Genomic DNA, 24,464 nt, shown 5'->3' with positions numbered 1-24,464 from the left:
ATCATGCGCTCCCGTTGGGCTCCAGCGTCAGCCAGTCCTCGTGCCACACCAGGGCGCAGGATCGATCGCAGGGCCCGCGGGCGCCCAGGCTCTGGCCCGTACAGCGCGCATCTTCCAGGAGAAACACGCGGGCGCGGGGCGGAGTCCACTTGTCGTACTCGAAAACGCTGTCGAGGCGCTCGAGGATGCGCAGGCGCTTGCCGGCGAAGCGCGCCATTTCCGGCATGAAAGTCACGCCGTCGCGTCGCCCTTCCAGATCGAGCCCGCGCTGGATTTCCTCCAGGCTCCGCACCCGCGCGTGGGGCAGCGTGGACGCGCTCGGCGGCTCGCGGCGGGGTGCCTCGGCCGGCTCCAGCCAATCGTCGCGGTACATCATGGGGCAATGACGGCCGCAGCCTGTGGGCTCGGGGCCGGCGCCGGCGCAGGTGACGCCTTCCAGGAGCACCGTTCGCGAGACGGGGCGCATCCTGCCTTGATCGTCCCGCAGGCGGCGCACCTGCTGGGCCACGCGATACACCTGGCCGCAGGTGGGCCACTGGCTGGGACCAAAGGCCAGGCCGCGCAAGCGATCGGAAGCGTCCAACGTGCTCCGCACCCGCGCTTCGTCGAGCACTCGCACCCAACTGCCCGGAGCGAAGCGCGATGGCGCACCCAGCGGATCCCGTGGCGGCGGCGCGGGAGCGAACGCCCGCCGGATGCCGCTCTTGATTCCGAGACCCCGATCGACGCGACCGCGCACGCGTTCGGACGCTGTGTGCTCGCCGATGATGTCGTCGCGCTGACAGCCGTGGCGCAGCGGCGAGCGAAGATCGAGCTCCGCCGGCAGCCGCGGCTTGAGCTGCTCGTGGAGGGTCCAGGCGAGCAGGCCACGGGGCGAGCGCCGATACACGAGCACGCTCACTTGCTCGTGCGCGACATCGGTCCACTTCTTCTTCCAGTCGTCGGCACGGCCCACGAAGTCGAGCTGACGGAGGCCACGCTCCTCGGCGTCTTCAGCCACCTTCCACACCATCAGGTGGCCCGGGCTCACCGCCGCTTGGCTCGGGTCGTAGCCGATCTTGAGGGCGTACAGCGTGTGGTCGTCCTCCACCGAGAACAAGAGGGCGATGCGCCGACCGTTGGCGCGCAAGAACGACAGAGCGGCACGTCCCCGGCGTCCGAAAAGCCGGGTCACGGCCCCGTACAGGTGCGCGACCTCCGGATCCGTGGCGATACTGGTGCCGGCGGCGCCCTTCCAGGCCATGGCTTCCAGGGTCAGGGCCTCTTCCAGCTCGGAACGCGTGGGCGAGGTCAGACGCTCGAGCTCCACGCCGCCTGCCTTGCGGCCGCAGCGCTTGAGGTTCTGACGAAACTTGGGGCTGAGCCGCGCCTCGAAGTCGGAGAGCTCGAAGTAGGGATGGCGCGCCCCCGAGCGCAGGGCCACGCGGCAGCCCTCGGCTTCCGCGAGCGTCACCAATGTGGTGGCCAGCGCAGACTCTTTCGGGACGTTCTTGAGCACCATCACGTCCCAGCGTCCATCGCGGAGGATCGCACGCCAGATCGCCGAGAGCCCTTCGGCGCTGCCCCAGTAGTCGAAGCCGGGGGTCTGATCACTGCGCAGCCCTTCGAGCGTGCGATGGGACAACGACAGCGGCAGCGCGCCCACCAGACCGTTCTGTTCCCACGCTTGGGCCAAGAGCGCCTCGCCCTGGTGAGACAAGGGTCCGTTCAGAGCGAAGAACTCCGGAGTGAGGAATGGCGGAGCGTCGCGCGTGAGCGCACGCCAATCGCTCCATGCTGGGCTCCTACGGACACTGTCGAAGGGGACGACGCGGGCGTCGACGGAGGTCATGAGAGAGCGAGAGGCAAGGCGCATTCCGCACGGAAAACAGTGGTAACTTCGCCGAGATCCCGCACGTGCTGCGAGCGGACACCAGCGCCTCTGCACCCTTTGCGCTCTCGACGCGCTGGCATGCGTTGGGCTAGATCGTTTGCCCCCCCTGTCATGGCCAAACCGACGAAAGCTCTGGAAAAGAGCGCGCAGATCGAGCTCGAGCCGGCCGATCCGTTCGAGCTCATCCGCTGGTTGGCCCGCAGCCAGCCGGATCCGCGCAAGGCGGTGGCGGAGCTGGTGCAGAACTCGCTCGACGCGGGGGCGGAGAACATCACCCTGGAGCGCTCACGGATGGGCTCCGGCGTGGTGCTCAAGATTCGTGACGATGGGGAAGGTGTGTTGCCCAAGATGGCGCGCACGGAGGCGCTCCGTTACCTCGCCTCCAACATCGGTCACTCCCACAAGATGAGTCTGGATCCGGGGGAACGCGCGCGGCGCGTGGTGGCGGGCCAGTACGGCGTGGGCCTGCTCGGGTTCTGGTCCATCGGCCACCGCATGGAGATCCACTCTCGCGTGAGTGGCGGCAACATCGCCGTGCTGCGCATGCTCGAGGACTCTCCGGCGGCGGAGGTGGGCACCTATCCAGCGCCCAAGGGCACCTCCAAGACCTTCACCGAGGTGGTGATCAGCGAGGTGCACGCGACGGCCCGCCGGGTGCTTTCCGGCCGCCGGCTCGCGGCCTACCTGGCCACGGAGCTCCGCGGCCAATTGACCCGCAGCGGGGCCAACCTGGTGATCGAGGACCGCCTGGCGCGGGGGGACGGCCGCCACGTGCAGGTGGTTCCCCATCGCTTTACTGGAGAACGGCTGGAGCTTCCGACCGAGCTCGCGGTGCCGGGCTATCGCCCTGCCCGGGTCGAGCTGTATCTCACCCGCGGCGATGCCGGGGCCAGCATCGAGCTGTCCTGCGCGGGCACCCGGGTGGTGGACGACATCGCCACCCTCGACGTCTTGGGCTTGGATCAGTCGCCTTGGACCGGCTCCGAGCTCAGCGGCGTCATCGACTTCCCCGATTTCACCATCCCGCCCGGCACGCGTCGCGGCGTGGCGCCGAACGATGCAGCGCTCGCGTTCTTGGAGGCACTCGGCGGCATGACCCCGAAGGTGCTCGCCGAGCTCGCGCGGCTCGACACGCTGCACCGCGCCGAGCTGGACCGGCAGGTCGTCAAGGAGCTCCGCAACGCGCTGCGCGGTTTCGACGATCGCGTGCGAGATCTGTCGCTGCCGGAGATCGCCACTGACGAAGACGGCGAAGCAAGCGGCGAGACCGTGCCCCCCGGAATGCCGCTGGAGGAAGACGGCGGCGGTGACGCTTCGGAGTCCGAGCAGGAGCCGCCGGGGCCGCTCCACGCGGTGAGCGTACGACCGGCCTTTGCGCGGATCTCGCCGGGCGCCACCCGCAGCGTGCGCGCGCGCGCTCGCGACGAGGAAGGCCGGCCGATTCGACGCGCCAGCTTCGAGTGGCGCCTGCCCGACGCCGAGGACGCCGGCCTCAGCATCGAAACCCACGGTGCTCGCGCCGTGCTCACCGCCGACGAGGACGCTCCCATCGGCAAGCAGGTGGCGCTCATGGTGGTGGCCACCCTGGGCGACGAGACCGTGGCGGACATCGCTGCCGTGGAGATCGTGGAAGACAAGCACGAGGTGTACTCCAAGCTCGGTATTCCCGAACCCGTGTTGGTCAGCGCGCCGGCGGCTTCCTGGCGCAGCCGCCTCCGGGGCTTTGCCTGGGAGATCAACGAGGCGCACCCGGACTACATACGAGTGAAGGAACATGGCCGGCGCCGCTTGCGCTACCTGATCGCTCTGTTGGCCAAGGAGATCGTGATCGGCAGCTCCCGGCGGGACGACGTGGCGGAGCTGCTCGAGTCCATGGTGCAGGTCATCGCCCACGCCGAAAGCAACCTGCGCTGACCCTGCGACACTACGCCGCATTGTGCGAAGCGGCGTGTTGATCCAAACAGGGCGCCTCGCTTTCATGAGACGCTTCGCACAGTTCCTGGCCGCCATCGCCGTGGCGCTTTCGCCGGCGCTGGCTCGTGCCCAGGCCTGCTGCACCGCCACGGGAACCAGCGGATTCGGCGTGGTCGGTCGCTGTCACTTCGCGGTGCTCGCCGCTCAGCTGAGCTACGAGCGGGGACACGGGAGCTTCGACGCAAACGGTGACTATCACCCGCTATCCCACGCGGAGGTGGACGACGTGGTGCTGTCCCTGGCGGGCGGCATCCGCTTGGGAACGCCGAAGCTCCAGGTCTACGGCAGCATCCCGCTCCGGCTTCAGTACCGGGACTTGGAAGGCCTCTCCTCCGACAGCGCGGTGGGGCCGGGGGACGCTTCCCTCGCTCTCAGGGCGATGGCCTTGGAAGATCTGGTCACCGGCATCCAGTGGTCCGACGCGCGCTCGTTCCTACCCTTCGTCGAGCCCTACGTCGGCGGTCGGGCGCCGACCGGGAAGGGACCCACGGAGTCCGATCGGCCTTCGGGCGTGGACGCCACGGGGGACGGCACCTGGACCGCGTTCGCTGGCGTCTCCGTCACCAAGTTCGTGACGCTCTCGGACGCGGTGGTGCTCGACGGCTCCTACGGCTATCGCTTCGAGCACGACGTGAGCTCGCCTTCCGGCGGTTCTCGGCGCTACTCCCCCGGCAACGAGATCCGCGGGCGACTGGCCCTGGTGCACGTCGTCAATCTGTTCTGGTCCGGGAGCGTGTTCGCCAGCGCCATTGCGTCGACCAACGCGCGCCAAGACGGCAACACCATTCCCAACAGCGGCACCCGCCGAGTGCGCGTGGGCGCCAGTGTGCAGTACTACGTCGTCTACCCGTATTGGGAGGTGGGGGCGTCGGTGTCGGCGGACCCCCCGGTGAGCGGGTTGGGCAAGAACATTCCCTTCGCGGGCGCGAACGCGTCGTTGATGCTGCAGAGGAACTTCACGTGGTGAAGCGCGGCCTTTGCCTCGCGGCGCTGCTGTTCGCGGGCTGCCAAACGGTGACGTCCCCTCCGCCTTCGGATGCCGCGCTGGTGCGCGCGCGCTTGGCGGAGCCCGATGGCATGCGCGTGTTCGCGCTGCGCTGCGCTTCCTGTCACGGCGAGACCGGGAACGCGCCTGGAGCGCCGCCGGTGATGGGCCCGGGCACGCTCGCGCGCTTCGACCGTGTGGCAGATCTGCAAGCCTTTGTCGCCGAGCGCATGCCCCCGAACGATCCCGTTTCTGAAGACGACGCCCGCGCGGTGAGCCGGTATCTGGCCGCCATCGCGGGCCGGCATTGACGCCGCCCGTCGCGGTCACCATCAACCGTCGATGGACTATGACGTCGTCGTGTTGGGAGCGGGGAACGCGGGGTTCGGGGCTGCCGGCGTTGCGCGGGATGCAGGGTTGTCCGTAGCGGTGGTGGAGGAGCGCGACGTGGGCGGCACCTGTCCCCTCCGCGGCTGTGTTCCCAAGAAGGTATTGGTGGCGGCATCCGAGATTCTGGAAGCGATCGCGCGAGCCGAGCAGCACGGCATCTCCGTTTCCAGTGCGAAGCTCGATTGGTCCACGCTCATCGAGCGCAAGCGTTCGTTCGTAGAGGGTGTGCCGGAGCAGATGTCGGAATCCTTGGAGAGCCGGGGTATCGACGTCTTGCGGGGCTCGGCGCGCTTCGTGGCTAGGGACGCCGTGGAGGTCGGCGATCGGCGCGTGAGCGCAAAGGAGTTCGTGATCGCCACCGGCTCCGCGCCACGGCGTTTGAGCATCGCAGGCGCGGAGCACACCATCACCAGCGACGAGTTCTTGGAGCTGGAGGAGCAACCTGCTCGTGCGATCTTCATCGGGTCCGGCGTCATCGCACTGGAGTTCTCCCACGTGTTGGCTCGAGCCGGCTCCAGCGTCACCGTGTTGGAAGTCGCGCCCAAGGTGTTGGGCAACTTCGATCAGGAGCTGGTGGCAGATCTCCTCGCGGTGAGCGCCGAGCTCGGCATCGAGACCCACACGAGCGCCAAGATAGTGCGCATCGAAAAGCGGGATGCGGAGCTTTCCGTGGTAGCCGAGATCGACGGTCGCGAGCAGCGCTTCGCCGCAGATCTGGTGGTCAACGCCGCCGGTCGCGTGCCCAGCCTCGCATTCCTGAATCTGGAAGCTGCGGGTCTCTCCTTCGATGCTGGCCGCCCACGTCTCGAGCGCGGCATTCGCAGCGCCGACAACCCCCACGTGTGGTTCGCGGGCGACGCACTGCCGGCCACGCCGCAGCTGTCGCCGGTGGCAACCTGGGAGGGCCAGGCCGTGGGGCGGCACCTGGTCTCCGGCGGCTTGCCCACGGCCCTCGACTACCAGGCGATCCCGTCTTGCGTGTACACGATTCCCGCTCTCGCGAGCGTGGGTCACACGGAGGCCAGCGCGAAGGCGGCGGGCCTATCCGTAGAGGTGGCGGACAACGACATGAAGAGCTGGCGCTCCGCGCGTACCTATGCGGAACGGGCCGCGAGGTCCCGCGTCGTCACGACAAAAGCAGACGGAAGGATCATCGGCGCGTCGATCCTGGGCCACGGCGCCCAAGAGGTGATTCACTTGTTCGCCTTCGCTATCGCCCACGGCCTGGAAAAGAGTGAGCTGTCGTCGGCGGTGTATGCGTATCCTACGTTTTCGTCCGACGTTCGCTACATGCTTTGACGACGACGGCGCCGCTGGCGGAGGATGGTGTCGTATGAAACCCATGAGGAGAGGGACATGTCGCTGGTTGCACTGCTGAAGGGCAAAGGGCCGAGTGGCTTCGGCTATGGCTCCACCGCGGAGGAGGTCACCGAGGGCATCGATCTCGGCGGCCGCAACGTCCTGGTCACGGGCGCGAGCTCCGGCCTCGGCCTCGAGACGGTGCGGGTGCTGGCCCTGCGCGGCGCCCGGGTGATCGCCGTGGCGCGCAGCGAGGAGAAGGCGCGCGGCGCCATCGATGCGGCCCACGCCAGCGGTGCCCTGCCCGTGGCCTGCGAGCTGGCGGAGCCCGAGAGCGTGCTCTCCTGCGTGTCGGCGGTCGAGAAAGACGGCGTGCGCCTGGATGCCATCATCTGCAACGCCGGCATCATGGCGCTGCCGAAGCTCGAGAAGGTGCACGGCTACGAGAAACAGTTCTTCACCAATCACATCGGTCACTTCTTGCTCGTCACGCGCCTCTTGCCCCGCCTCGCGGAAACCGGAAGGGTGGTCATGCTGTCGAGCTCCGCGCATTCGGGGGCACCGCCGGAGGGCATCGCCTTCGACAATCTGCAGGGCGAGAAGAGCTACTCGCCGTGGGCCGCCTACGGTCAATCGAAGCTCGCCAACTTGCTCTTCGCCCGGGAGCTGTCGCGGCGCCTCTCCAGCGACAAGCAGACTGCGAACGCCGTGCACCCCGGGGTCATCAAGACCAACCTGGGTCGCAACATGCCGGCTCCCGCCCGCGCGGCGCTGGCCATCGCTTCGCCCTTGGTGCTCAAGAGCGAGGCGCAAGGCGCCGCCACCCAGTGCTACGTGGCGGTGCACCCGGACGCCGCCAGTATCACCGGCGAGTACTTCGCCGACTGCAACGTGAGCAGCTCCACACGGCAGGGCCGAGACATGGACCTGGCAGAGAGGCTCTGGGAGGAGTCCGAGCGGATCATAGAGCGGGTTTCCTGAGAGCTTGTCGGGGCGGCGCGAAGCCCGTCGCGCCGCGCGCTTCGGCTATCATGGCCGCCGCATGACGGACCCCCTCGCCGCTCTCCGCTCGGTCGAGGCCTTCGAGGATCTCGACGCCGACACCCGCGGCGCGCTCTACGCCCGCGTCGCGGCCGCTCTGGGATCCGATTTTCGCCCGATGTCCGACGGCGTCGTGCACGGCCCCTCCACGACGACCTTCGCCGTGATCCCCGGCGGCACGTTCGTGATGGGGCTCACGGACGACGACATTGCCCGGGCGTCGCGCTCCGTGCCCTGGGACGACGATTGGGCGTACTCGCTGTCCATCGAGGGACAGAGCGCGGTGCCGCCCACGGAGGTGTGCGTCGCTCCGTTCTTGCTCGAACGCGGCCCAGGCGTCGGCGCCACGCCCCGCGCCGAGGCCCTGGAACGCGCCGCGGGGCTCGGCTTCCGGCTGCCGTCGGAAGCGGAGCTCGAGTGGGTCATCCGCGACGGCGGCCAAGAAGCGCTGCACCTCGGCGCCCGCTCGCTGGGCGACGGCCGCTTCGAGTTCCGGCCCTCGCGCTTCGCTCTGGACGGCCTCTTCATTGCGCACTGGGCACAGGACGACTGGTTCCCGTCCCACGCCGGCGCCCCGCGCGACGGCAGCCCACGTCGCGGCGGCGACCCGCGGGGCGTGTGCCGCATTACCTTCCCACTGCCGGCCTTCTGCTGCGACGAAGACGTCACCGCGCTGTTCGCGGCGCTGCGCAGCCCCGGCACTGACGCCATGCCGGCCGTGGGGCGGCTGGCCCTGAGTCTCTGACGTCTCAGGGCACTGGGACGTCCGCCAGGGCGAACTCGATGCCGAAGCGGCGCGACGTGTAGCGCTTTTTCAAGCCGCGCTCGGCCGCGCGGCGCACGGCCGGATCGCCGCTGAGGGCGGCGCGGTAATCGCCGTTGGCGTCGGCGCGGCGCCCGCGAAGGTCGCGGGCGCGCGCTCGCCACAAGCGGAGCGACGCCTCGCGCTCGGGCACGGAGTGACCGAGCGCGAGGGCGGCGTCGAGGGACGCTTCCGCCGCCGCGGCGTCCTGGGCCGAGAGCGCGAGCAGCGCCGCGATGTAGTGATACAGCGGCTGCTCGGGCTGCAGCGCGACGGCGCGAGCCATGAGCTTCCGCGCCGCCCCGACATCCTGATGCGAAAAGTACGCGTCGTAGGCGTCGCGATAGGCGTGGAAGGCCTCGGCGCGCTCGGGGGACGCGATCTGACCGCCGGTGAGGGGAGCGCGCTCGGGAGCGGGGGCTTCGCCGTCCAGGCTGAAGGCGACGAACTCGTTGTTGGACGTGGGCGCGCGCCCGGTGGCGACGTAGAACATGCCGGCGCTGGGCTCGAACACCACGCTGGCTACCGTCATCAACTGGCTGATGGCTTCTTCGATGCGGCAGCTTTCGTCTCCGGGATCGCCGAGGATGCCGGCGATGGTGTCGGCGTCGATGCGACCGCGCTCGGCCTCCAGCCGCGCGTTGGCGCGGCGGTAGCGCGCGAGGTTGTTGCGCCAGTGCGAAGGGTACAGCTCGCGCTCGGTGCGGGCGAGCTCGCGATCCAGGTAGAAGTTGCTGTATCCGAAGGTGCCCGCGGACACCACGTGGGCAGCGCTCCTCGCGGGCGTGGTCTCGTAGCACAGCACGGCGCCCTCTTTGGCGGAGCCGATGACGTACGTCCAGCAACCGTTCTGGCGATCCGAGTCCAGGATGCGGCGGGCGTCGTCCAGGCTCTTGGCGTGGCGCATCACCTGATCGCCGGTGACCCCGATGGGCGTGCCGCCGAGCTGAAGCGCGGTGCTGGCCATGTGCTGATGCACCACCAACGTGATGCCCGAAGCGTTCATGGCGGTGATGCCGCCGAACAGGATGCCAGCGGCGCTCACGGACACGTACGGCTGCGCGCCGGTCGGTCGATGGAACACGATGGCCTGCTCCGTGTCCCAAGCGCCCACGCCCTGGTAGTCGAAGTTGCGACCGTGGAGGAAGCTCCCATCGCGCGTCGCGTCGCCCCAGGCCACGGCGCTGGTGCAGCCCATCAGCGGCACGCCGTGGTGGGGCGCGAGGCGCGGGCGGCGCAGGCGCAGCACCTGCTGCAGCACCCACAGGTAGCTCTCGGGCATGGTCACGGCGGCGAGCAACTGCTTGCGATCGAGACCGGCGCCGTCCGCCAGGCCGTCGAGGGCGCGGCGGGTGTGGGGCGGAAAGCCGCTCTGGATGCGACGGCCCACGGTCAGCGCCAGCGCCTTGGACAAGAGCTCGCCGAGCTTCGGACCCGCGCCGGCTGCCAGCATGCGCTCCACGTAGCGCTCGAAGTAGGGCACGGGGCCGGTGGCCATCGCGCTCTTCAGGGCGCTGCCGTGTTGGTAGCCGATCTCGTAGTCGTCTCCCGAGAGTCGGAGCACGTGAAATCCGGCGTGACGCTCGTACAGCGGTTGCTTCTTGGTGGCGGACTTTCCCGAGGTCACTTCTTGGAGCACGACGATTCTCCCTTCACGGATGCGATGAGCTCGTGATTGGCCCATTCGTGGAACTGCGCAGTGAGCGAGCGCGCGAGCTTTCGATCGCGGCGCCGCAAGGCATCGAGCAAGAGCGCGTAGGCGTTCACTTCCGCGGCGCGCGAGCGCACGCGGCCGAAGTGAGGCGCGAGCTGCTTCGTGATTTGCCGATGCCAGTTGGAGAGCATCACGAACAGACGGTTGTGGCTGGCCCGCGCCATCGCCAAGCCCAGCTCTTCAACGGCCTGGGCATCTCCGCGCGTGATGCCCTCGACGCAGGCCTCGATCTCCGCGAGCTCCGCGTCCGTGTGGCGTTCGGCGGCGAGCCCACACATTTCGGAATCGAGCAGGGCGCGGATCTCGAGCAGCTCCGCGAGCATCTCGGGATCGACTCGGTCCGCCGGGACCAGCATGGCCGTGATCACCTGCGGCGTGACGGAGCCGAGAGGATCGAGCACCTCGGTTCCCCGGCGGCGGCGCGGCTCCACCAGGCGATGTACCTCGAGGAGCTTCAGGGCCTCCCGCACCACGCTGCGATTGACCCCGTAGTGCTCCGCGAGATCCGCCTCCCGGGGTAGCAGATCACCGACGGCGAGCTCCCCGGCGACGATGCGTCGCATCAGGTCGTCCGCGATCTCGTCGGCCTTTCTCGCATGATCCAGCATGAAAGCTGCTGAATAATATGTCGGACTTATCGGCTGTCAAGGCCGAACCGTCACCCCCGCCCGCGCTTCGGCTTCGCCTGGGCGAAGGGCACCGGCGCCTTGTCGGCGTCGACGAGGGTCGAAAGGGCCCGGTCGGCGGAAGCCGGGATGATCTCGAACAGCGGTTGGAGCAAATCGTACAGATACGAATACGCGGCCAAGACGCGCCCAATCCGCCGGTCACCTTCCCCCGCGAGCTCGATGGCCGCGTCACAGGCTCGGGTCAGCTGGCGCAGGTAGACCAACGGGCCCACGGGCGTTCGCACATTGGGCGTGGTGGTCGCAAGGCGGTCCGCATGAAACAGCGTCGCGTTGGCCAGCTCCATGCAGCCATCGGCAATTTGCTCCAACACCCGGTCTTCCGTGGACAGTACGTCTTCGATCCAGAGCATTTCTGAAGCGGTCGACAAGTTGTCGGCCGCTTTGGCGAAGTGCCGGCCCGCACGGGGGCGCCAGTGTTCTTCGGCCGGGGGCGTCAGCTCCTGGTCGCAGAGGCGATCGAGAAGCGCCCACACCTTCTTGAAGTACGCCTCCCCGTTGGGCTGGGAGAGGCTCTCTTCCAGCATGGAAAGCTGCATGGAGCGCCGGGTGCTCACGCAACTCTCGGACAGCGGGCATTCGAGGCACTGACCGCTGCACCACGTGTGGGGCGAGCCCAGCACGCGAAGGGCAGCGCGTTCGGCGGCGGCGTTGTTCATGCCTCGGCGCCACAGCAAGCCCAATGCCAGCAAAGATCTGCGAGAAAGACCGCGCCCCGGGGTGGCGAAACGGGTCTTCGCCGGCGGCGGTCCGCCAGGTGCCAAGCGCAGGTGACGTTTTGGGGCCTCGCGCCGAGAGGTGCAGGTGGCGTTCTCTGAAGAATGGCCGTGGTTTGTCGGGAGTTTCGAGCTGGCACCGCTTTCGCAATGAGCAGCGAGCAACAGGAGGTCATTCCCAATGGTTCAAAAGCTCGTGCTCGTCGTCGGTCTGTTGGTTTCTGCTGCGCTCGTCGGTTGTGGAGCGGAGCCCGATCCCGCCCTCGACCAGGCCGTCGAGAGCACCCAAGATCAGCTCTCCCTGGCAGCGCCCACCACCACGCCGACCCGCACGCCCACCGACATCACCAGCAACGTGGGCGACAGCGAGAAGAAGTCGTGCACCTGCGGTGATCACCCGAAGCCCGGCTACAACTGCAACTCGTGCTTCATCCACAACGGCGCGTGCTGGTGCACGTACGGCATCAAGTCGCGCTAATGAGCTCGACGCGCGGGGGCTCTGCCCGGTGCATCCCCCGCCGTCAGCGCCGCGATCCCTCGAGATAGACTTCGACCGGCTCCGAGAGCACCGACGCATCGACGGTGGGATCCGAGGCAAGCACCAGAAGGCTCGCGACCTTGCCGGCCTCGATGCTACCCAGCCCCGAGAACCCCCAGTAGCCGGCAGGAACGCGCGTGGCGGCGGCGAGCACGGCGGCGCCGTCGAGGCCGGCGGCTTCCAGCGCGACGATCTCTGCCTTGCTGGCGCCGAGCACCGTGGTGTTGCCGAAGTCGGTGCCGTAGAGCACGGTGACACCCCGCGCGCGAAGGGCCGCGAGGTTCGCTTCTGCGGCGCTGCCCCCGAAGGCCGATAGCGTGCTGATCACCGCGCGCCCCTGCCAGGCCGCCAGCGTCTCCTCGGAGAGCGTCTCCGCGGGGGTGTGCGCCAGCACGTCAGCGCCAGCTTGGGCGGCGCGTAGCGCCTCCGCGTCGCTCAGCGCGTGGGTGGCGACCTTCATGCCCTTGGCGTGTGCCGCTCGAACGACCGCTTCCAAGGTGGCGTCGTCCAGCACCGGCGGTCCCGTCACCGGGAGCTTCACCACTCGCGCGCCGAGGGCGAACAGCTCGTTCACCGCCTGAGCTCCCGCGTCGGGGCCGGAAACCTCCTCGCCGTAGCCATCCTGGCCCCAGCTCTGGGTCGGATAGCCGCCGGGCGCCGTGATCATCGGGCCCGACGCCAGCACCTCGAGGGGCGCGTGGGAGCGAGCCAGGAAGCTCTTGGGGGATGCCAAGTCCACGACCGCGGCCACACCGCCAGTGGCCAGCTCCTCCGCGCGCGGCAGGACCGCCAGGTGAACGTGGCTGTCGATCAGGGCAGGAACCAGGAAGCGTCCGCTCTCGTCGATGCGCCGCGCGCTCGGGATCGACGCTGCGATCTTCACGATGCGGCCGCCGGAGATCTCGACGTCCCGTACGCCCACTCCGACCAGCGTCGCTCCGGCCAGGACGAAGCTCGCATCCGGGGGCGCGTGGGATTGTGCCGGCGCTTCCGAGCGGCACCCGAGGGCGAGGACCGGAAGGGCGGCGACGATCAGAAAACGACGGCTCACCCGTGGAGTACGAGCCAGCGCCGGCAGCGGATCTATCTCGGCTTGCGAGCCACCAAGCCCAAGATCGGCGGCGTGGCGGGGTCTTGCGACAGCGCGTGCCACGCCGCTTCGAAGCCTGGACGTCGCTTCGCCGGTGCTACGGGCAGCGGATCTCTTGGTACAGATCCAAGATCTCGCTGGCCGACAGCTCGCGACTGAAGATGCGAGCTTCGTCGATCATGCCGGTCAATCGATTGCTTCCGTTGGCAGCGGCGCCCAGCCGGAGCGGCAGGGTGTTGGTGGGGATCGGCGTGGAGGACGCTTTGCTGCCGGCTGGCACGCCGTTGATGTAGAGGGTCATCGTTCCGCTCGCCACGCTGAACGTGCCGGCAACGTGCGTCGGAACCCCCACCGGCAGCGACTCGGTGCTCACCAGGCTGGTCGAGCCCAGCAGCAATCGGAGCTTTCCGCCGCTGATGTCCAACAAGTAGCCGTTCGTACCGCCGGCCGCGATCTTGTCGATGATGCGTCCATTCGCCACGTCTTGCGTGACCCACGCCTCCAAAGTGACGGCAGAGGTCACGTCGAGGCTGGCGGAATCGGGAACTTCCACATAGCTCGTGCCATTCAGCTTGAACGCTTGACCCACCGTGCCGGAAGAGAAGGCGACCACTGCTCCAGCGGGCGCGCCATCGTTGGAACCGAAAGAGTCGTCGTAGTCGTACTCGCCGCTCCACCAAGCCACGCCACTCTTCTTGGCCAACCCAGCGAGGTAGAGCTTCTTGACCTCCGCACCGCTCAGCGCTGCATCGAACACGCGAATCTCGTCGAGCTCACCGTCGAAGCGGCTGTTGCCTTTCACGTCGCCGCCGATCCTGAAGGGATGGGCATTGGTCGGGATCGGTCCGGACGACGCCGTGACCCCAGACTCCGCTCCGTCGATGTAGACGCGCAAGTTGCTACCGTCATAGGTGCCCGCGACGTGCGTCCACTGATGGGCCACGAGATTGGCGCTACTCACAGCGGAGGCACTGCCTACGATCATCCGCAGCTTGCCGGCGTTCGTATCGAGCAGGTAGCCGTCCGTGCCGCCCGCCGCGACCTTGTCGATGATGCGACCACCGAGCACGTTCGGGTTGATCCAGCCCTCGAGGGTGACGGCTGTCGTGAAATCGAGGCTCGACGAATCCGCAACGTCGATGAAGGAGCCGCTGGCGCCCGAAAGAGAGAAGGCCGATCCGATCGGGGTGTTGGCCGTGAGCGCAGCGGCGCCGCCGTTGGTGCCTGGGTTCAAGCCCAGGGCGTCCAGAAACCCGTTCCCGCGCCACCAGCTGACGACGTGGGACAAGGGCTCGCCGGTGCATGGAGTGCCCGCGTCGGACGCGTCCGTCCCGCCGTCGAGCCCAGCGCTGCCGCCAGTTCCGCCCGCCCCGCTCGCGCCGGAGGTGCCGCCCGCTCCACTCGCGCCGGAACTTCCGCCCGCTCCGCTCGCGCCGTCCGTCGCGCCGGAGCCGCCGCTTGCACCCGATCCGCCGTTGCTCGATCCGCCGCTCGAGCACGCCGCGACGCTGACGGCCACGCAACCCAGAACCGCGGTGTACGAGAGGAGCTTCATTGCATCGCCCCCTGTGTTGCCGCCGCGGCGAGAGCCACTTCCCGTTTCATGATTGATGACATTCGAAGCCTCCGTGCCGTAGCCCCAACCAAGTTCCGTGCCGCGGGGAAATTGCCGAAAATTCCGGTCGGTTCCCCGGGCTGAGCGTGCGGGCGCACAGGGCCGCACGCTCGGCGCACAGGTCGCCTGGGGCGACAGCGCGCGCATGAACGAGGTGCCGGGGGGGAAAGCGTGGTCTTGCGGCGGACCGACATGGAACGGAGAGATGAGCTCGAGGGAGTGGCGAAGCGCCGCCGGCGAACCCCGGCTTCGCCACCGGCGTTGCGGGGGTTCGCGCGGGATTTTGCATTGGCATTCCGTGTGCTGTGGCGCCGGACATGGAAACCCATCCGCTCTTGGGTCCGCCCTACACCTGGTGCGACGACCAGTGCATTCCGTGTCCGCTGTCCGCCCACTGCCCCAAGCGCAAGCGCCTCGGGATGGTCGAGCTCCTGCGCGAGAGCCTCGACTACCCCGAAGGCAGCGAGTGGCTCGCCGAGGTGTGGCGCGTGTTCGAAGAGCTGTGTCCCGAAGACCGAATGCCGAAGGTGCTCGCCGAACGGGAAGCCGCCATGGGAGGCGAGTTCTGCAAAGCGGCGGACGCACTATCGGATGCCGCTTCCCGTGTGTGGGACCAAGCCATGAAAGAAGACGATCTGCCGTGGCAGATCCAGAGCTTGTGTCTGGCGTGTGAACGCTTTGTCGAAGCCGTGCGGCTGTACCTGAAGAACCTGGAGGACGCTGCGGCCGGGCGGGAGGCGGTGTGGGGTCCGGTGTTCCTTCTTGGTAGGCTGAACCGCGCCTGCGAGGACGCCGAGATGGACGCGCTGGCAACGGACGTCGACTTCGACGAGATCTGCAACGCTCGAGGAAGGCTCTCCAGCATGCTCAGAGGCTTGCGCGACACGATGCCGCCGGAGGTGCTCGATGCGCTCGCGGCGTTGCTCGCCGAAGCGCGCGCGCCGTCGCCCTTCCTGAGCCCCCGGCGCCGCCTCGCGGGGCCACGGAGGGTGTGACGAGTGCGACAGACCAACGCGTGACGTCTACTTCGGATCCTGATGGCGAGCAGCACCGACCTAGGTGGCGGTCACTCCATTTTCCTGCCGTTTCATGTGCCTGTTGGTCCGCCGCGGAACCACCATGGGGGCCGGCCCGCGGTGTTTCCGCGGCGGACCAACAGGATCTGGTATGAATGACCTCGGGTGGGTCACGCATGAGGCGAGTGGACGAGGCGTTGAGCTGGATGTTCCAGGGGGGCGATGGAGAGCTGCAGAGCAATCCGTTCAGGAAGTTCCCCGACCTTTCGCACTTGGAGATGCTCGAACGCGTGCTCTACGCGCTGCCGCACCGGGGTGACGATGGCGTTTTCCGAGACGCCGCGGAAACGGTCTTCTGCTGCGCCGCAAGCGAAGCGCGCGACCAGGTGCTTCCCCGCGTGCGGGACCTCATTGCAGACCGGACTCTGACGCTGGGCGCGCGCTCCTTGGCGTACCAGCTGTGGACGGACACCCACGGTGACAAGGGGTTGCCGCCGCTGCCGGCAGAAGAGCTCGAGAGCATCTTCAACGACTACTGCGCCAGCACTCCCTTGTCCACGCACGGCTCGATCAGGAGGACCTCTGAGTTTCACTGCGACTTCGCGATCGCGGACGGACCCGACCAGCGCTCTCTCGAGGCGAGCGAGGCCATTCGAGCGCTGTCCGGCACACCCTACGCGTTCGCCTACTACCTCGCGCTCCGCTACGACACCCCGTGGCGGCGTGAGACGGCGGATGCTCTTGCGCGAACCGGCTGCGTGACGACTACGTATCTGCTTCGCCTCGGTTTGGAACATGCCGCCGACCAGGGCGACGCCGTGGCCTGCGATCTCTACCGCCGCGCGATCGAAGACTGCGAGCGGCATGCGGGCGAGAGCGCCGAGGTCGAGTCGTGGTTTCGTCCCGCGAAGTTTTGGCTCAGCGCGCGCGATCCGCAACAGACCGCGTACCTGCTGGCGTGGATCCCCACCATGGATCCCGCGGGCACGCTGGTGATGGTGGGGGCAGGGCCGCAGGGGCTCGAGAACGGCTACTGCGAGCGCCGCGTGCCAGAGGCGTCCATACCCGAGCAGGAAGTCATGGATCGCCCCCTCACGCCGGCGGATCCTCGTGTGGTGCTCTCCGTGGTTCGGGAGGGCTTTGCCGCGTGGGCGCGTCGGCATCCACCAACGGAAACGTGGTGGATGCCGGACCCAGAGTTGGACGCCGCGGTGTTGCTCGAGCACGCGGCGGTGCAGACCATCGCCACGTTCGCGCGTTAGCCGCACCTGTCACTCGTGACAGGTGTCCACTGTGTGTGCGCTCTCCGGCGTACCGTTGAACGATTGCAGTGAGTGCACACGCCAAAACTACGATTCCTCCAATTCCTACACCCCGCGCGAATGAAATGAGACGCAACTCATGGTTGCCGCGTGCCGAGGTCGTGCCCTGTGCTAACAAACGGGCCGCACCACGCCGTGACTACGGGGGCATCAAAGAGGAAGCGGGCATCGACTCCCACCCAGGCGTCGTCCGCGGGGAATGGCTCTCGAACAGCGCACGTGTGTTTGGCCGCCGTCACCACGAGGGACCGCCATGGCTGACACATTCTATCGCTACCTCTTGCTTCTCCGTGCCATTCCCCGGGCTCCTCACCGAGTCGACACGCTCCGGCTGACCCGGCAGCTGCACGACGAGGGCATCCACGTTTCTCGCCGCACCGTGCAGCGGGACCTGGAGCGCTTGGCCCAGCACCTGCCGCTGGACTGCAACGACAAGACCAAGCCCTACGGCTGGGCCTGGATCACGCGCCTGCCCAACACCGGAGAAGCCCTGCGGGACGTCGTGGTTCGGGCGGCCGGCAGTCTGCGCCGCTGAGTCACGCGCCGCCGTCGGCGCCGACTGCGCCAGCATCCACCGCCGGGGCGCCGGCATCTGGGACGTCAGCGGTCGGCGGCCCTTTGGCTTCACGACGTCCCGGCAGCTGATCCGTCAGGATCACCTTCTTCGAGAACTCCGGCGTGCCGACGTTGCCGCCGTGGCAGTCCCTGCAGCGCAGGGCGGCGCCGTCCGAGCCTTGGAGGTCGTCCACCATGTGGGTGAGCATCCACTCCACCGCCCACTTCTGATCTCGCGGCGCGCCCAGGAACTTCGCCTTGCCGTCGTGACAGTCGTTGCACCAGAGCTTCGCCTTGCCGTTCTTCAGGGCCAGGCTCGGAATCAGGTCTCGCGCCATCCAGTTGGCGATGCGCTTCCGGTGCGTCATCGCCTGCTTGTCCCCCGGCACGTGGCAGTACTCGCACTTCACCCCGAGGAAGTGCGTGACGCCACCCATGATGGTGTACACCTCGCGCTGACAGCGCGCTCCGGCGGCGAGGCCCGTGTACTCGCGGATCAACGGCTGGGGCGGCGGTTTGCCGGGCTGCTGAGTGCAGTCGTCCGGCACGTCCTTCGCGCGCCGCGCGATGGGCTCGGCGGGTTCCGTCTCTGGTGCGCGCGTGGGTGCTCCGCCGCACGCGACGAGCAGCACGGAAAGGCAAAGCAGCCGCCAGGTGCGCATCCCGCGAACGATACCTGATGCACGGCGGCTCCGCCCAGGGCGCAGTTGCTACTCCGAGGCGCGTGGTCTAATTGAAAAGGGCTGAGAAACCTCTCGACATTGGGTGTTGCCATGAACCTCGAGCGCCTGCCTTTCACCGTCCTAGCCACACTGCTGGTCGCCGCCCCCCTCCACGCCCAAGAGGCCGAGGCCGAAGGGGAAGCCGAAGGCTCGGCTTCGGTCGGGTACGGCAGCGCCCAGCTGGAGTCGTCCACCGCGGAGGTGAGCGCGCCCCGGGATTTCGGCCGCGCTGGGGTCTTCGCCGTGGGTGTGGAGCGGCTGTTCGGCTTCGCCAAGACCAGCGGCAAGGTCACCATCGATGAAGGCACGGTGAAGACCGAGCGCGAGCTCGAGAACACCTCCTTCTATTTCCTGGGCGGGAACTCCCAGAGCGAGACCGACAGCTTCGCGGGCCCCTACGTCGTGCCGCGCTTGGGGCTCGACTACTTCGTCGTGGACCGTGTCAGCGTGGGCGCGGCGTTCACGTATGCCAGCGACTCCGGCAAGTTCGACGAGACCGTCAGTGGGCAGAACAACCGCAACCAGTATGACGTCTCCCAGACCTCGATCCTGATCGCGCCCCGCGCGGGCTACGCCTACATGTTCAGCGAGAGCGTCGGCATCTGGCCCCGCGCCGGCGTCAGCTACGTCACCATCAAGTCGGTGCAGGACGACGGACAGAACAAGGCGGAGAGCAGCCAGAACATGCTGGCCCTGGGCGTGGAGGCGCTGCTGGTGGTGCTGCCCGTGCCGCACGCCGGGTTCACCGTTGGGCCCACAGTGGACTTTCCCCTCGTCGGCTCCGGTAAGGAGCCCGTCGTGGTGAACGGTCAGGTGCAGTCGCGCGATCGCGACACCAACAAGTTCACCACGCTGGGGCTGCAGTTCGGCGCGCTGATGTGGTTCTGAGCTACCTCGGATCCGCCGGAACGAACACGCCGCAGGGGAAGTCGATGCTCACGCTGTGGTCGCCGGTCTTGATGGCCTGGCAGGCCGCACCGGTGAGCTCCACCTCGCTCGGCGGGTTGAGCTTCCAGCCGTCGGCGTCCTGATAGCCGAGGGGCTTGCCGTCCAGGAGCACCGTGCCCTTGCCGGCATCCGCCGGATCCACGGTGCCGTTGAGGGTGAAGGTGCAGGGCCGCACGCCGTAGATGATCTCCTCGAAGGCCTTCTTCAAAGCGTTCTGGTCGAGCGCCTGATAGTACGTCGCGTTCTTCGAGCCACCCACGGCCAGGCCCTGGCCCGCGTTGGCCATGTCCTGCAAGTGGCCGAGGCTCACCTGATCGCCCACGGAGATGATGTACGTGCGGATGTCCTTCTTGAACGCGTCCTGGGCGGCCTTGATGGCCTCCGGTTGTCCGTTCTGCGGGTTCGGCTCGGCGCAAGTATCGGGCTCGCCGTCCGTCGCCAACACGATGACCTTCGGCCCGGGCTCGGTGTAGGGCGCGAGGGTGGTCACGACCTTGTCGATGCTCTCTCCCGTGGGCGTGTCTCCCTCGGGGCCCGCGGGATCGTACACCGCCTTGATGGCGGCGTAATTTCCGAGCTTCATGCTCACCTCGGTCAACACCGGGCACTGCTTCCCGCCGGCGCTGCCGCCGTCGCTGGTGTACAGCGCGAGGCCGAAGCGGATCTCGTTCTCCAGGTTCTTCACGATGCCGGTGCTGGGGTCCATGAGCGCGTCGTGCACCACCTTCCAGCGACTCTGGCCGCCGAAGTTGTCGCTCATGCTGCCGGATTGGTCGATGAGCAGCACCACCGTGGGGGTCTGCTTCTCGAAGGTGACGTCCACCTTGATGCAGCCGTCGGCGGAGCTGCCGTCGCCGTTGCCCCCATCGGGAATGACGATGCCCGTCGTGCAGCGCCCGTTGTTGTCGCACTGTTTGCCGGCGCCGCACTGTCCGCCGCCCGGCGTGCAGTCCGCCGTGCACTTCTTGTCGGCGCCGCAGTACAGGCCCGCGGCGCAATCCGTAATCCCCGTGCAAGCGGCACCGCACTGATCCTTCAGCGCGCCATCACACGGGGAAACCAGGTTGTCCGGTTCTTCCCCGCCGCATGCCACGAACGGTGCCGAAAACAGCGCCATCGCGGCCGCCCATCGAATCAGGCTGCGAGCTCGTAGCATGAAGTGCCTCCTCGCTTCAGCGTAGCACGGCCTCACGGGAACAGCGGGCACTGGCCGTTCGGCCCCGCGGCCATGCACTTGTTCTGACAGCCGGGCTGACCACACGGATAGCAGCACTTCAGTCCCGCCTGACACTGGTTGTCGCTACTGCACACTTGCCCCACGCCGGCATCGCCCATGCACGAAGTGTCCCCCGTGGTGTCCATGCCAACGGCGTTGGCGCTGCACGTGTTGCAGTAGATCTTACCGTCACAGCCGCACACGCCGGGGCAGTCCGCCGTGCAGCCCTCGGGCTTCTTCTTGCACACGCCCTGGGCATCCGCGAAGCCGCAGCCGTCGGGCAAGTCGCACCATTCGTCCGCCGCGCAGGGAATGCCCGCGAGGCCTCCGCACACGGAGCCGGAGTCGTCGCAGTTGGGATCGGGGAACGCCTCCAAGTTCTGCCAGGTGCCGCCGGTGCACATCAGGATGTTGCAGAACTGGCAAGGATCCGTGCAGTTCTCGCCGCCGCAGCTCTGGCCCTCCACCGCGCAGGGCGCGCCTTCTTGCGCCGTGGCGCAGCCGCCCGCGTCCGCTCCCGCGCCGCCGCCCGTTCCCGCGCCGCCGCCCGTTCCCGCGCCGCCGCCCGTTCCCGCGCCGCCGCCGAGCCCCGCGTCACTGCCGGCCGTGCCGCCGCTGCCGTCCGAGCTGCTGCTCCCACCGCAGGCGGCGAGCAAGAGCGCCACCGCGATCATCGAGATGCGAGTCGTCATGACGCGCATCGCAGCAAGGTCCGTGCCGGTCGGGCGGACGACGTTTCCTGCCGCTCCGGCGGACATGGCCGCAGCTGTGCCACGGGGGGCCGACATTCGGATCACGTGGCGCGACGTCCGTCCCCTCGTTTCCGCGGCGAACCAACAAAGGCAGACGCAAGCTGCGCTCTTGGATCGTTTGGATGTCGGGGCGGCGCGATGCCCGTCAGGCTGCATTTTGTCGTCGCGGGGAGCGCGTGCATACTCCTCCGATGCGCGTCCATCCGTCCCTCCTGCTCTGGAGCGCCCTGCTGCTCGCACAGGCATGTGGCAGCTCGGACGACCCGGGCGGCGCAGGTGCGACCGGGGGCAGCGGCGGCACTGCGACCGGCGGCGTCGCGGGAACGGATGCATCGCTGGGCGGCAGCGCGGGGAGCGTCGCGGGAGCAGGGGGCGTCGCGGGAACGGATGCGTCGCTGGGCGGCAGCGCGGGGAGCGACGCGGGAGCGGGGGGCGTCGCGGGCACGGATGCGTCGACGGGCGGAGCTTCGGGCGCGTCGACGGGCGGCACCGGCGGCGTCGCGCCGAACCCGAACTTCGATTGCCCGACGCCGAACGACGCGGGCACCTTGGGCGATGCCGGCGTCGGGGTGCGCCTGCGCGTGGTGGCGGCCAATCTCACCAGCAGCAATTTCCAGGCCTACGAAGATCCCGGCATTCGCATTCTCCAAGGCCTCGCGCCGGACGTCGCGCTGGTCCAGGAGATGAACTACCTGCACGGCACCCTGCGCGACCTGGTGGACACCGCGTTCGACCCGAGCTTTTGCTTCTTTCGAGAGACCCAGGCCGGCGGCATTCCGAACGGCATCGTCAGCCGCTATCCGATCGTGGCTCACGGCGAATGGCCCGACACCAGCGTTCCGGATCGCGACTTCGCCTGGGCGCGCATCGATGTGCCCGGTGCCGTGGATTTGTGGGCGGTGAGCGTGCACCTGAAGACCACCAGCGCCGGAGTGCGGGCGTCGGAAGCGCAGGCCCTGATCGGCTTCGTGCAGTCGCAGGTGCCGGCGGGGGACTACCTGGTGATCGGCGGCGATCTCAACACGGACAGCACCGGAGAGAGCGCCCTCGGCGTGCTGTCGGCGCGGGTCGTGACGGGTGGTCCTCGTCCGGTGGATCAGAACGACAACGACGACACCAACCAGAACCGCAACAAGCCCTACGACTGGGTGCTGCCGAGCCCGGGCCTCTCGGCGCTAGAGGTGCCGGTGCAGCAGGGCGCGAGCAGCTATCCCTCGGGGTTGGTGTTCGACAGCCGCGTGTACACGCCACTGTCGGAAGTCACGCCGGTGCAAGTGGGAGATTCCGGCGCCGTCAGCATGCAGCACATGGCCGTGGTCAAAGACTTCCAGTTGCCTTGAACTGGCACAGCTTGGCAGCATTTTAGTGGCACGCGTAGTGCTACCTTTCGGGGAATGACCCAGCTCGCTCTTCTCGTGCTCGCGGCCGGCCTCGCCGTGGCGTGCAGCAGCTCGGAAGCTGGAGAGAGCGCCGGAAAGGATTCCGGATTGCCCACCAGCTTCGGGGACTGCAGCTCACCGCCCTGCCAGGTCGCGCTAGAGGCGTTCACCAGCGGTACGAAGCCGTACTGCTCCACCGACAAGCCGACCGTCGAGTGCTCATCGACGAACGACGTGCGCACGGCCACCTGCGGCGACGTGTTCGTGGTGCGCACCGTGTACGGCTTCCCTGGCGATTTCTACGAGTGCTTGTACGACACCACCTCGAACGCGCTGGTGGGCGCCAAGTGGTCGCCGGACAACCACCCCACGCAGATCGCCGGGAAACAGCTCCCCGACGGCTGCACGCCCACCCCCGTGTGCGCCGTCTCCCTCGACGCCGGCAGCGACTGACCGCGCGAGACGCGCCGGGCATCGCGCCGGACCAACAAACTCTCTTTCGAGATCTGTCTGATGTTGTCGGGGCGGCGCGGTACCTCACGCCGGCGGCCGCGCTTTACGGGCCTTGTCGATCTCCATCGACGCTTTCAGTCCGCGCGTCTTGAGCGAGAACCAGACGAGGCGCTTCTTGTCCATCACGAAGAAGCGCTCGCCGTGCTTGGCGAGGGCGCGAGGGTCGATCTCGAAGCCGAGGCCGGGCGTGCTGGGTACCGTCAGCTGACCGCGGTCGTGGGAGAACGGCTGGGTGAGGATGCCGTCGCGCGCCTCGGGCACCCAGCCGGGGGGATCCAGTGGATATTCGAGCTGCTTTTCCCCGGCGAAGCCGCTGACGGCCAGGAGCTGCAGGTTCACCGCGAAGCCGATGCCATTGGTCCAGGTGTGAGGCGTGTAGCCGAGGCCGTGCTGTCTGCAGAGCTTGGCGACCTCCAGTGTCTGCGCGATGCCGCCCGTGAAGATCGCGTCGGGTTGGAACACCGAGTAGCACTTCCGCTCGATCATCATGCGGAGCTCCGGGAGGCCGCCGGTGTGGAGCTCGCCCCCGCTGATGGGCACGCGGCTCACCCGCGTGAGGGCGGCTAGATCGTCGTAGGCGTCCATGGGCAAGGGTTCTTCCACCCAGGCGTAGCCGGCGTCGGCGCACACGTCCGAGAAACGCTGGGCGCGCTCCAGATCCCACAGCGGCGCGGGGCCGATGGCGGTCACCCGCCAAGCCTGGTTCACGTCCACTCCGAGCTTCATGCGGCCGCCGAGGGCCTTGGCGGTCTCCACCACCTGGCGCTCGTCCACGCGTGGGTCGAAGTCGTGGACCCGCAGCTTGAAGGCGCGGAAGCCCTCGGCGTAGCGCGCCTCGGCTTCGTCGATGCGAGCGCCCGGCTCGCGCACCTCGCCGCTGGAGGCATACAGCTCCACGGTGCACGGCTCGCCGCCGAGGAGCTTGCACACGGGCTGCCCTGCCAGCTTGCCCTTGATGTCCCAGAAGGCCGGCTCGATCCACCAGTTCTTCCAGCCGAGGTAGCCCATCTCCCGGAGCCGCTGCTGGACGAGAGAAATGTCCGTGGCCTCGGCGCCGAGCAGGTACGGCCCCACCAGCTCTCCGAGGCCCGCGCGTTCGCGGCCCATGGCAGGACCCGCGCTGAAGCCCTCGACGCCGTCGTCGGTGACGACCTTGATCAGGGTGAAGCGATTCTCGTTCTGCGGGAAGCCCGGGATCCACGAAGGCCGGAAGGTGGCAGGTAGGGGGATCGCGACATGGAACAGCTCGATGCGGGCGACGCTGGACATGGCGGCGATGCTACCGCATCCCGTGGCGCGACCGGATCGGGCTCATGAC

At 68.2% G+C, this 24,464-nt stretch carries 23 protein-coding genes; 13 read left to right on the top strand and 10 right to left on the bottom strand.

What is annotated here, in order from left to right; genetic code table 11:
• Window position 1: 1 nt before the first annotated feature.
• Window positions 2–1,831, bottom strand: coding sequence for a GNAT family N-acetyltransferase (locus H6717_39170; GenBank protein MCB9583125.1), 1,830 nt, complete (start codon window positions 1,829–1,831; stop codon window positions 2–4).
• A 153-nt stretch (window positions 1,832–1,984) separates the two neighbouring features.
• Between H6717_39170 and H6717_39165 the strand changes: the two genes are divergently transcribed.
• From H6717_39165 to H6717_39140, 6 genes are all read left to right on the top strand, one after another.
• The gene (locus H6717_39165) at window positions 1,985–3,787 is read left to right on the top strand and encodes an ATP-binding protein (GenBank protein ID MCB9583124.1); all 1,803 of its coding nucleotides are present in this window, start codon (window positions 1,985–1,987) and stop codon (window positions 3,785–3,787) included.
• A 64-nt stretch (window positions 3,788–3,851) separates the two neighbouring features.
• Window positions 3,852–4,814 (top strand): hypothetical protein, encoded by a 963-nt coding sequence (locus H6717_39160; GenBank protein MCB9583123.1) that lies wholly within the window; start codon window positions 3,852–3,854, stop codon window positions 4,812–4,814.
• A complete protein-coding gene (locus tag H6717_39155) occupies window positions 4,811–5,143 on the top strand; it encodes a c-type cytochrome (GenBank protein ID MCB9583122.1) in 333 nt (110 codons plus the stop codon). The genes H6717_39160 and H6717_39155 overlap by 4 nt, the downstream gene beginning before the upstream one ends.
• A gap of 31 nt (window positions 5,144–5,174) precedes the next feature.
• Complete coding sequence (locus H6717_39150; protein MCB9583121.1) at window positions 5,175–6,521, top strand: NAD(P)/FAD-dependent oxidoreductase; 1,347 nt, start codon at window positions 5,175–5,177, stop codon at window positions 6,519–6,521.
• A gap of 57 nt (window positions 6,522–6,578) precedes the next feature.
• Complete coding sequence (locus tag H6717_39145; GenBank protein MCB9583120.1) at window positions 6,579–7,502, top strand: SDR family oxidoreductase; 924 nt, start codon at window positions 6,579–6,581, stop codon at window positions 7,500–7,502.
• Between the two features lie 61 nt (window positions 7,503–7,563).
• The gene (locus H6717_39140; GenBank protein ID MCB9583119.1) at window positions 7,564–8,307 is read left to right on the top strand and encodes a hypothetical protein; all 744 of its coding nucleotides are present in this window, start codon (window positions 7,564–7,566) and stop codon (window positions 8,305–8,307) included.
• A 4-nt stretch (window positions 8,308–8,311) separates the two neighbouring features.
• Here the strand turns inward: H6717_39140 and H6717_39135 are convergent, their stop codons facing one another.
• The 3 genes from H6717_39135 to H6717_39125 are packed head-to-tail and all read right to left on the bottom strand — an operon-like array spanning window position 8,312 to window position 11,423.
• Window positions 8,312–10,003 carry a hypothetical protein gene (locus H6717_39135; protein MCB9583118.1) on the bottom strand — a complete coding sequence of 564 codons (1,692 nt, stop codon included), beginning with the start codon at window positions 10,001–10,003 and terminating at the stop codon, window positions 8,312–8,314.
• Window positions 9,988–10,686 (bottom strand): FadR family transcriptional regulator, encoded by a 699-nt coding sequence (locus H6717_39130; GenBank protein MCB9583117.1) that lies wholly within the window; start codon window positions 10,684–10,686, stop codon window positions 9,988–9,990. Before H6717_39130 ends, H6717_39135 begins: the two co-directional genes overlap by 16 nt.
• A 50-nt stretch (window positions 10,687–10,736) precedes the next feature.
• On the bottom strand, window positions 10,737–11,423 hold the full coding sequence (locus H6717_39125) for a hypothetical protein (GenBank protein MCB9583116.1): 687 nt from the start codon (window positions 11,421–11,423) through the stop codon (window positions 10,737–10,739).
• A 238-nt stretch (window positions 11,424–11,661) separates the two neighbouring features.
• Here H6717_39125 and H6717_39120 point away from each other — a divergent pair, with 238 nt between their 5' ends.
• Complete coding sequence (locus tag H6717_39120; GenBank protein ID MCB9583115.1) at window positions 11,662–11,958, top strand: hypothetical protein; 297 nt, start codon at window positions 11,662–11,664, stop codon at window positions 11,956–11,958.
• 43 nt (window positions 11,959–12,001) lie between these two features.
• On the opposite strand, the gene H6717_39115 is transcribed toward H6717_39120, so the two are convergent.
• Complete coding sequence (locus tag H6717_39115; GenBank protein MCB9583114.1) at window positions 12,002–13,069, bottom strand: amidohydrolase family protein; 1,068 nt, start codon at window positions 13,067–13,069, stop codon at window positions 12,002–12,004.
• A 136-nt stretch (window positions 13,070–13,205) separates the two neighbouring features.
• Complete coding sequence (locus tag H6717_39110) at window positions 13,206–14,663, bottom strand: LamG domain-containing protein (protein MCB9583113.1); 1,458 nt, start codon at window positions 14,661–14,663, stop codon at window positions 13,206–13,208.
• A gap of 377 nt (window positions 14,664–15,040) precedes the next feature.
• Between H6717_39110 and H6717_39105 the strand changes: the two genes are divergently transcribed.
• The 3 genes from H6717_39105 to H6717_39095 all read left to right on the top strand — a co-directional run bounded on the left by H6717_39105 (window position 15,041) and on the right by H6717_39095 (window position 17,596).
• A complete protein-coding gene (locus H6717_39105) occupies window positions 15,041–15,718 on the top strand; it encodes a hypothetical protein (protein MCB9583112.1) in 678 nt (225 codons plus the stop codon).
• 197 nt (window positions 15,719–15,915) lie between these two features.
• A complete protein-coding gene (locus H6717_39100) occupies window positions 15,916–17,001 on the top strand; it encodes a hypothetical protein (GenBank protein ID MCB9583111.1) in 1,086 nt (361 codons plus the stop codon).
• A 313-nt stretch (window positions 17,002–17,314) separates the two neighbouring features.
• The gene (locus H6717_39095; protein ID MCB9583110.1) at window positions 17,315–17,596 is read left to right on the top strand and encodes a hypothetical protein; all 282 of its coding nucleotides are present in this window, start codon (window positions 17,315–17,317) and stop codon (window positions 17,594–17,596) included.
• A gap of 1 nt (window position 17,597) precedes the next feature.
• Here H6717_39095 and H6717_39090 read toward each other — a convergent pair whose 3' ends face one another.
• Complete coding sequence (locus H6717_39090) at window positions 17,598–18,278, bottom strand: hypothetical protein (protein ID MCB9583109.1); 681 nt, start codon at window positions 18,276–18,278, stop codon at window positions 17,598–17,600.
• Window positions 18,279–18,389: 111 nt separating this feature from the next.
• Between H6717_39090 and H6717_39085 the strand changes: the two genes are divergently transcribed.
• Entirely contained in the window at window positions 18,390–19,226 is an 837-nt protein-coding gene (locus H6717_39085) for a hypothetical protein (GenBank protein ID MCB9583108.1), read from the top strand.
• 1 nt (window position 19,227) lies between these two features.
• Here H6717_39085 and H6717_39080 read toward each other — a convergent pair whose 3' ends face one another.
• Both H6717_39080 and H6717_39075 read right to left on the bottom strand, forming a co-directional pair.
• Window positions 19,228–20,442, bottom strand: a complete 1,215-nt coding sequence (locus H6717_39080) for a VWA domain-containing protein (protein MCB9583107.1) — start codon at window positions 20,440–20,442, stop codon at window positions 19,228–19,230.
• A 32-nt stretch (window positions 20,443–20,474) separates the two neighbouring features.
• Window positions 20,475–21,194, bottom strand: coding sequence for a hypothetical protein (locus tag H6717_39075; GenBank protein ID MCB9583106.1), 720 nt, complete (start codon window positions 21,192–21,194; stop codon window positions 20,475–20,477).
• Between the two features lie 251 nt (window positions 21,195–21,445).
• On the opposite strand from H6717_39075, the gene H6717_39070 reads away from it, so the two are divergent.
• Entirely contained in the window at window positions 21,446–22,594 is a 1,149-nt protein-coding gene (locus H6717_39070; GenBank protein ID MCB9583105.1) for an endonuclease/exonuclease/phosphatase family protein, read from the top strand.
• 54 nt (window positions 22,595–22,648) lie between these two features.
• Window positions 22,649–23,086, top strand: coding sequence for a hypothetical protein (locus tag H6717_39065; protein MCB9583104.1), 438 nt, complete (start codon window positions 22,649–22,651; stop codon window positions 23,084–23,086).
• Window positions 23,087–23,170: 84 nt separating this feature from the next.
• Here H6717_39065 and H6717_39060 read toward each other — a convergent pair whose 3' ends face one another.
• Window positions 23,171–24,415, bottom strand: coding sequence for a mandelate racemase/muconate lactonizing enzyme family protein (locus H6717_39060; protein ID MCB9583103.1), 1,245 nt, complete (start codon window positions 24,413–24,415; stop codon window positions 23,171–23,173).
• Between the last annotated feature and the right edge of the window lie 49 nt (window positions 24,416–24,464).

The sequence above is a fragment of the Polyangiaceae bacterium genome (genome assembly GCA_020633235.1).
In the GTDB taxonomy this organism is placed as follows: domain Bacteria; phylum Myxococcota_A; class Polyangia; order Polyangiales; family Polyangiaceae; genus JACKEA01.
The sequence above is the reverse complement of the archived record's forward strand: the minus strand, read 5'-3'. Positions and strand labels throughout refer to the sequence as shown.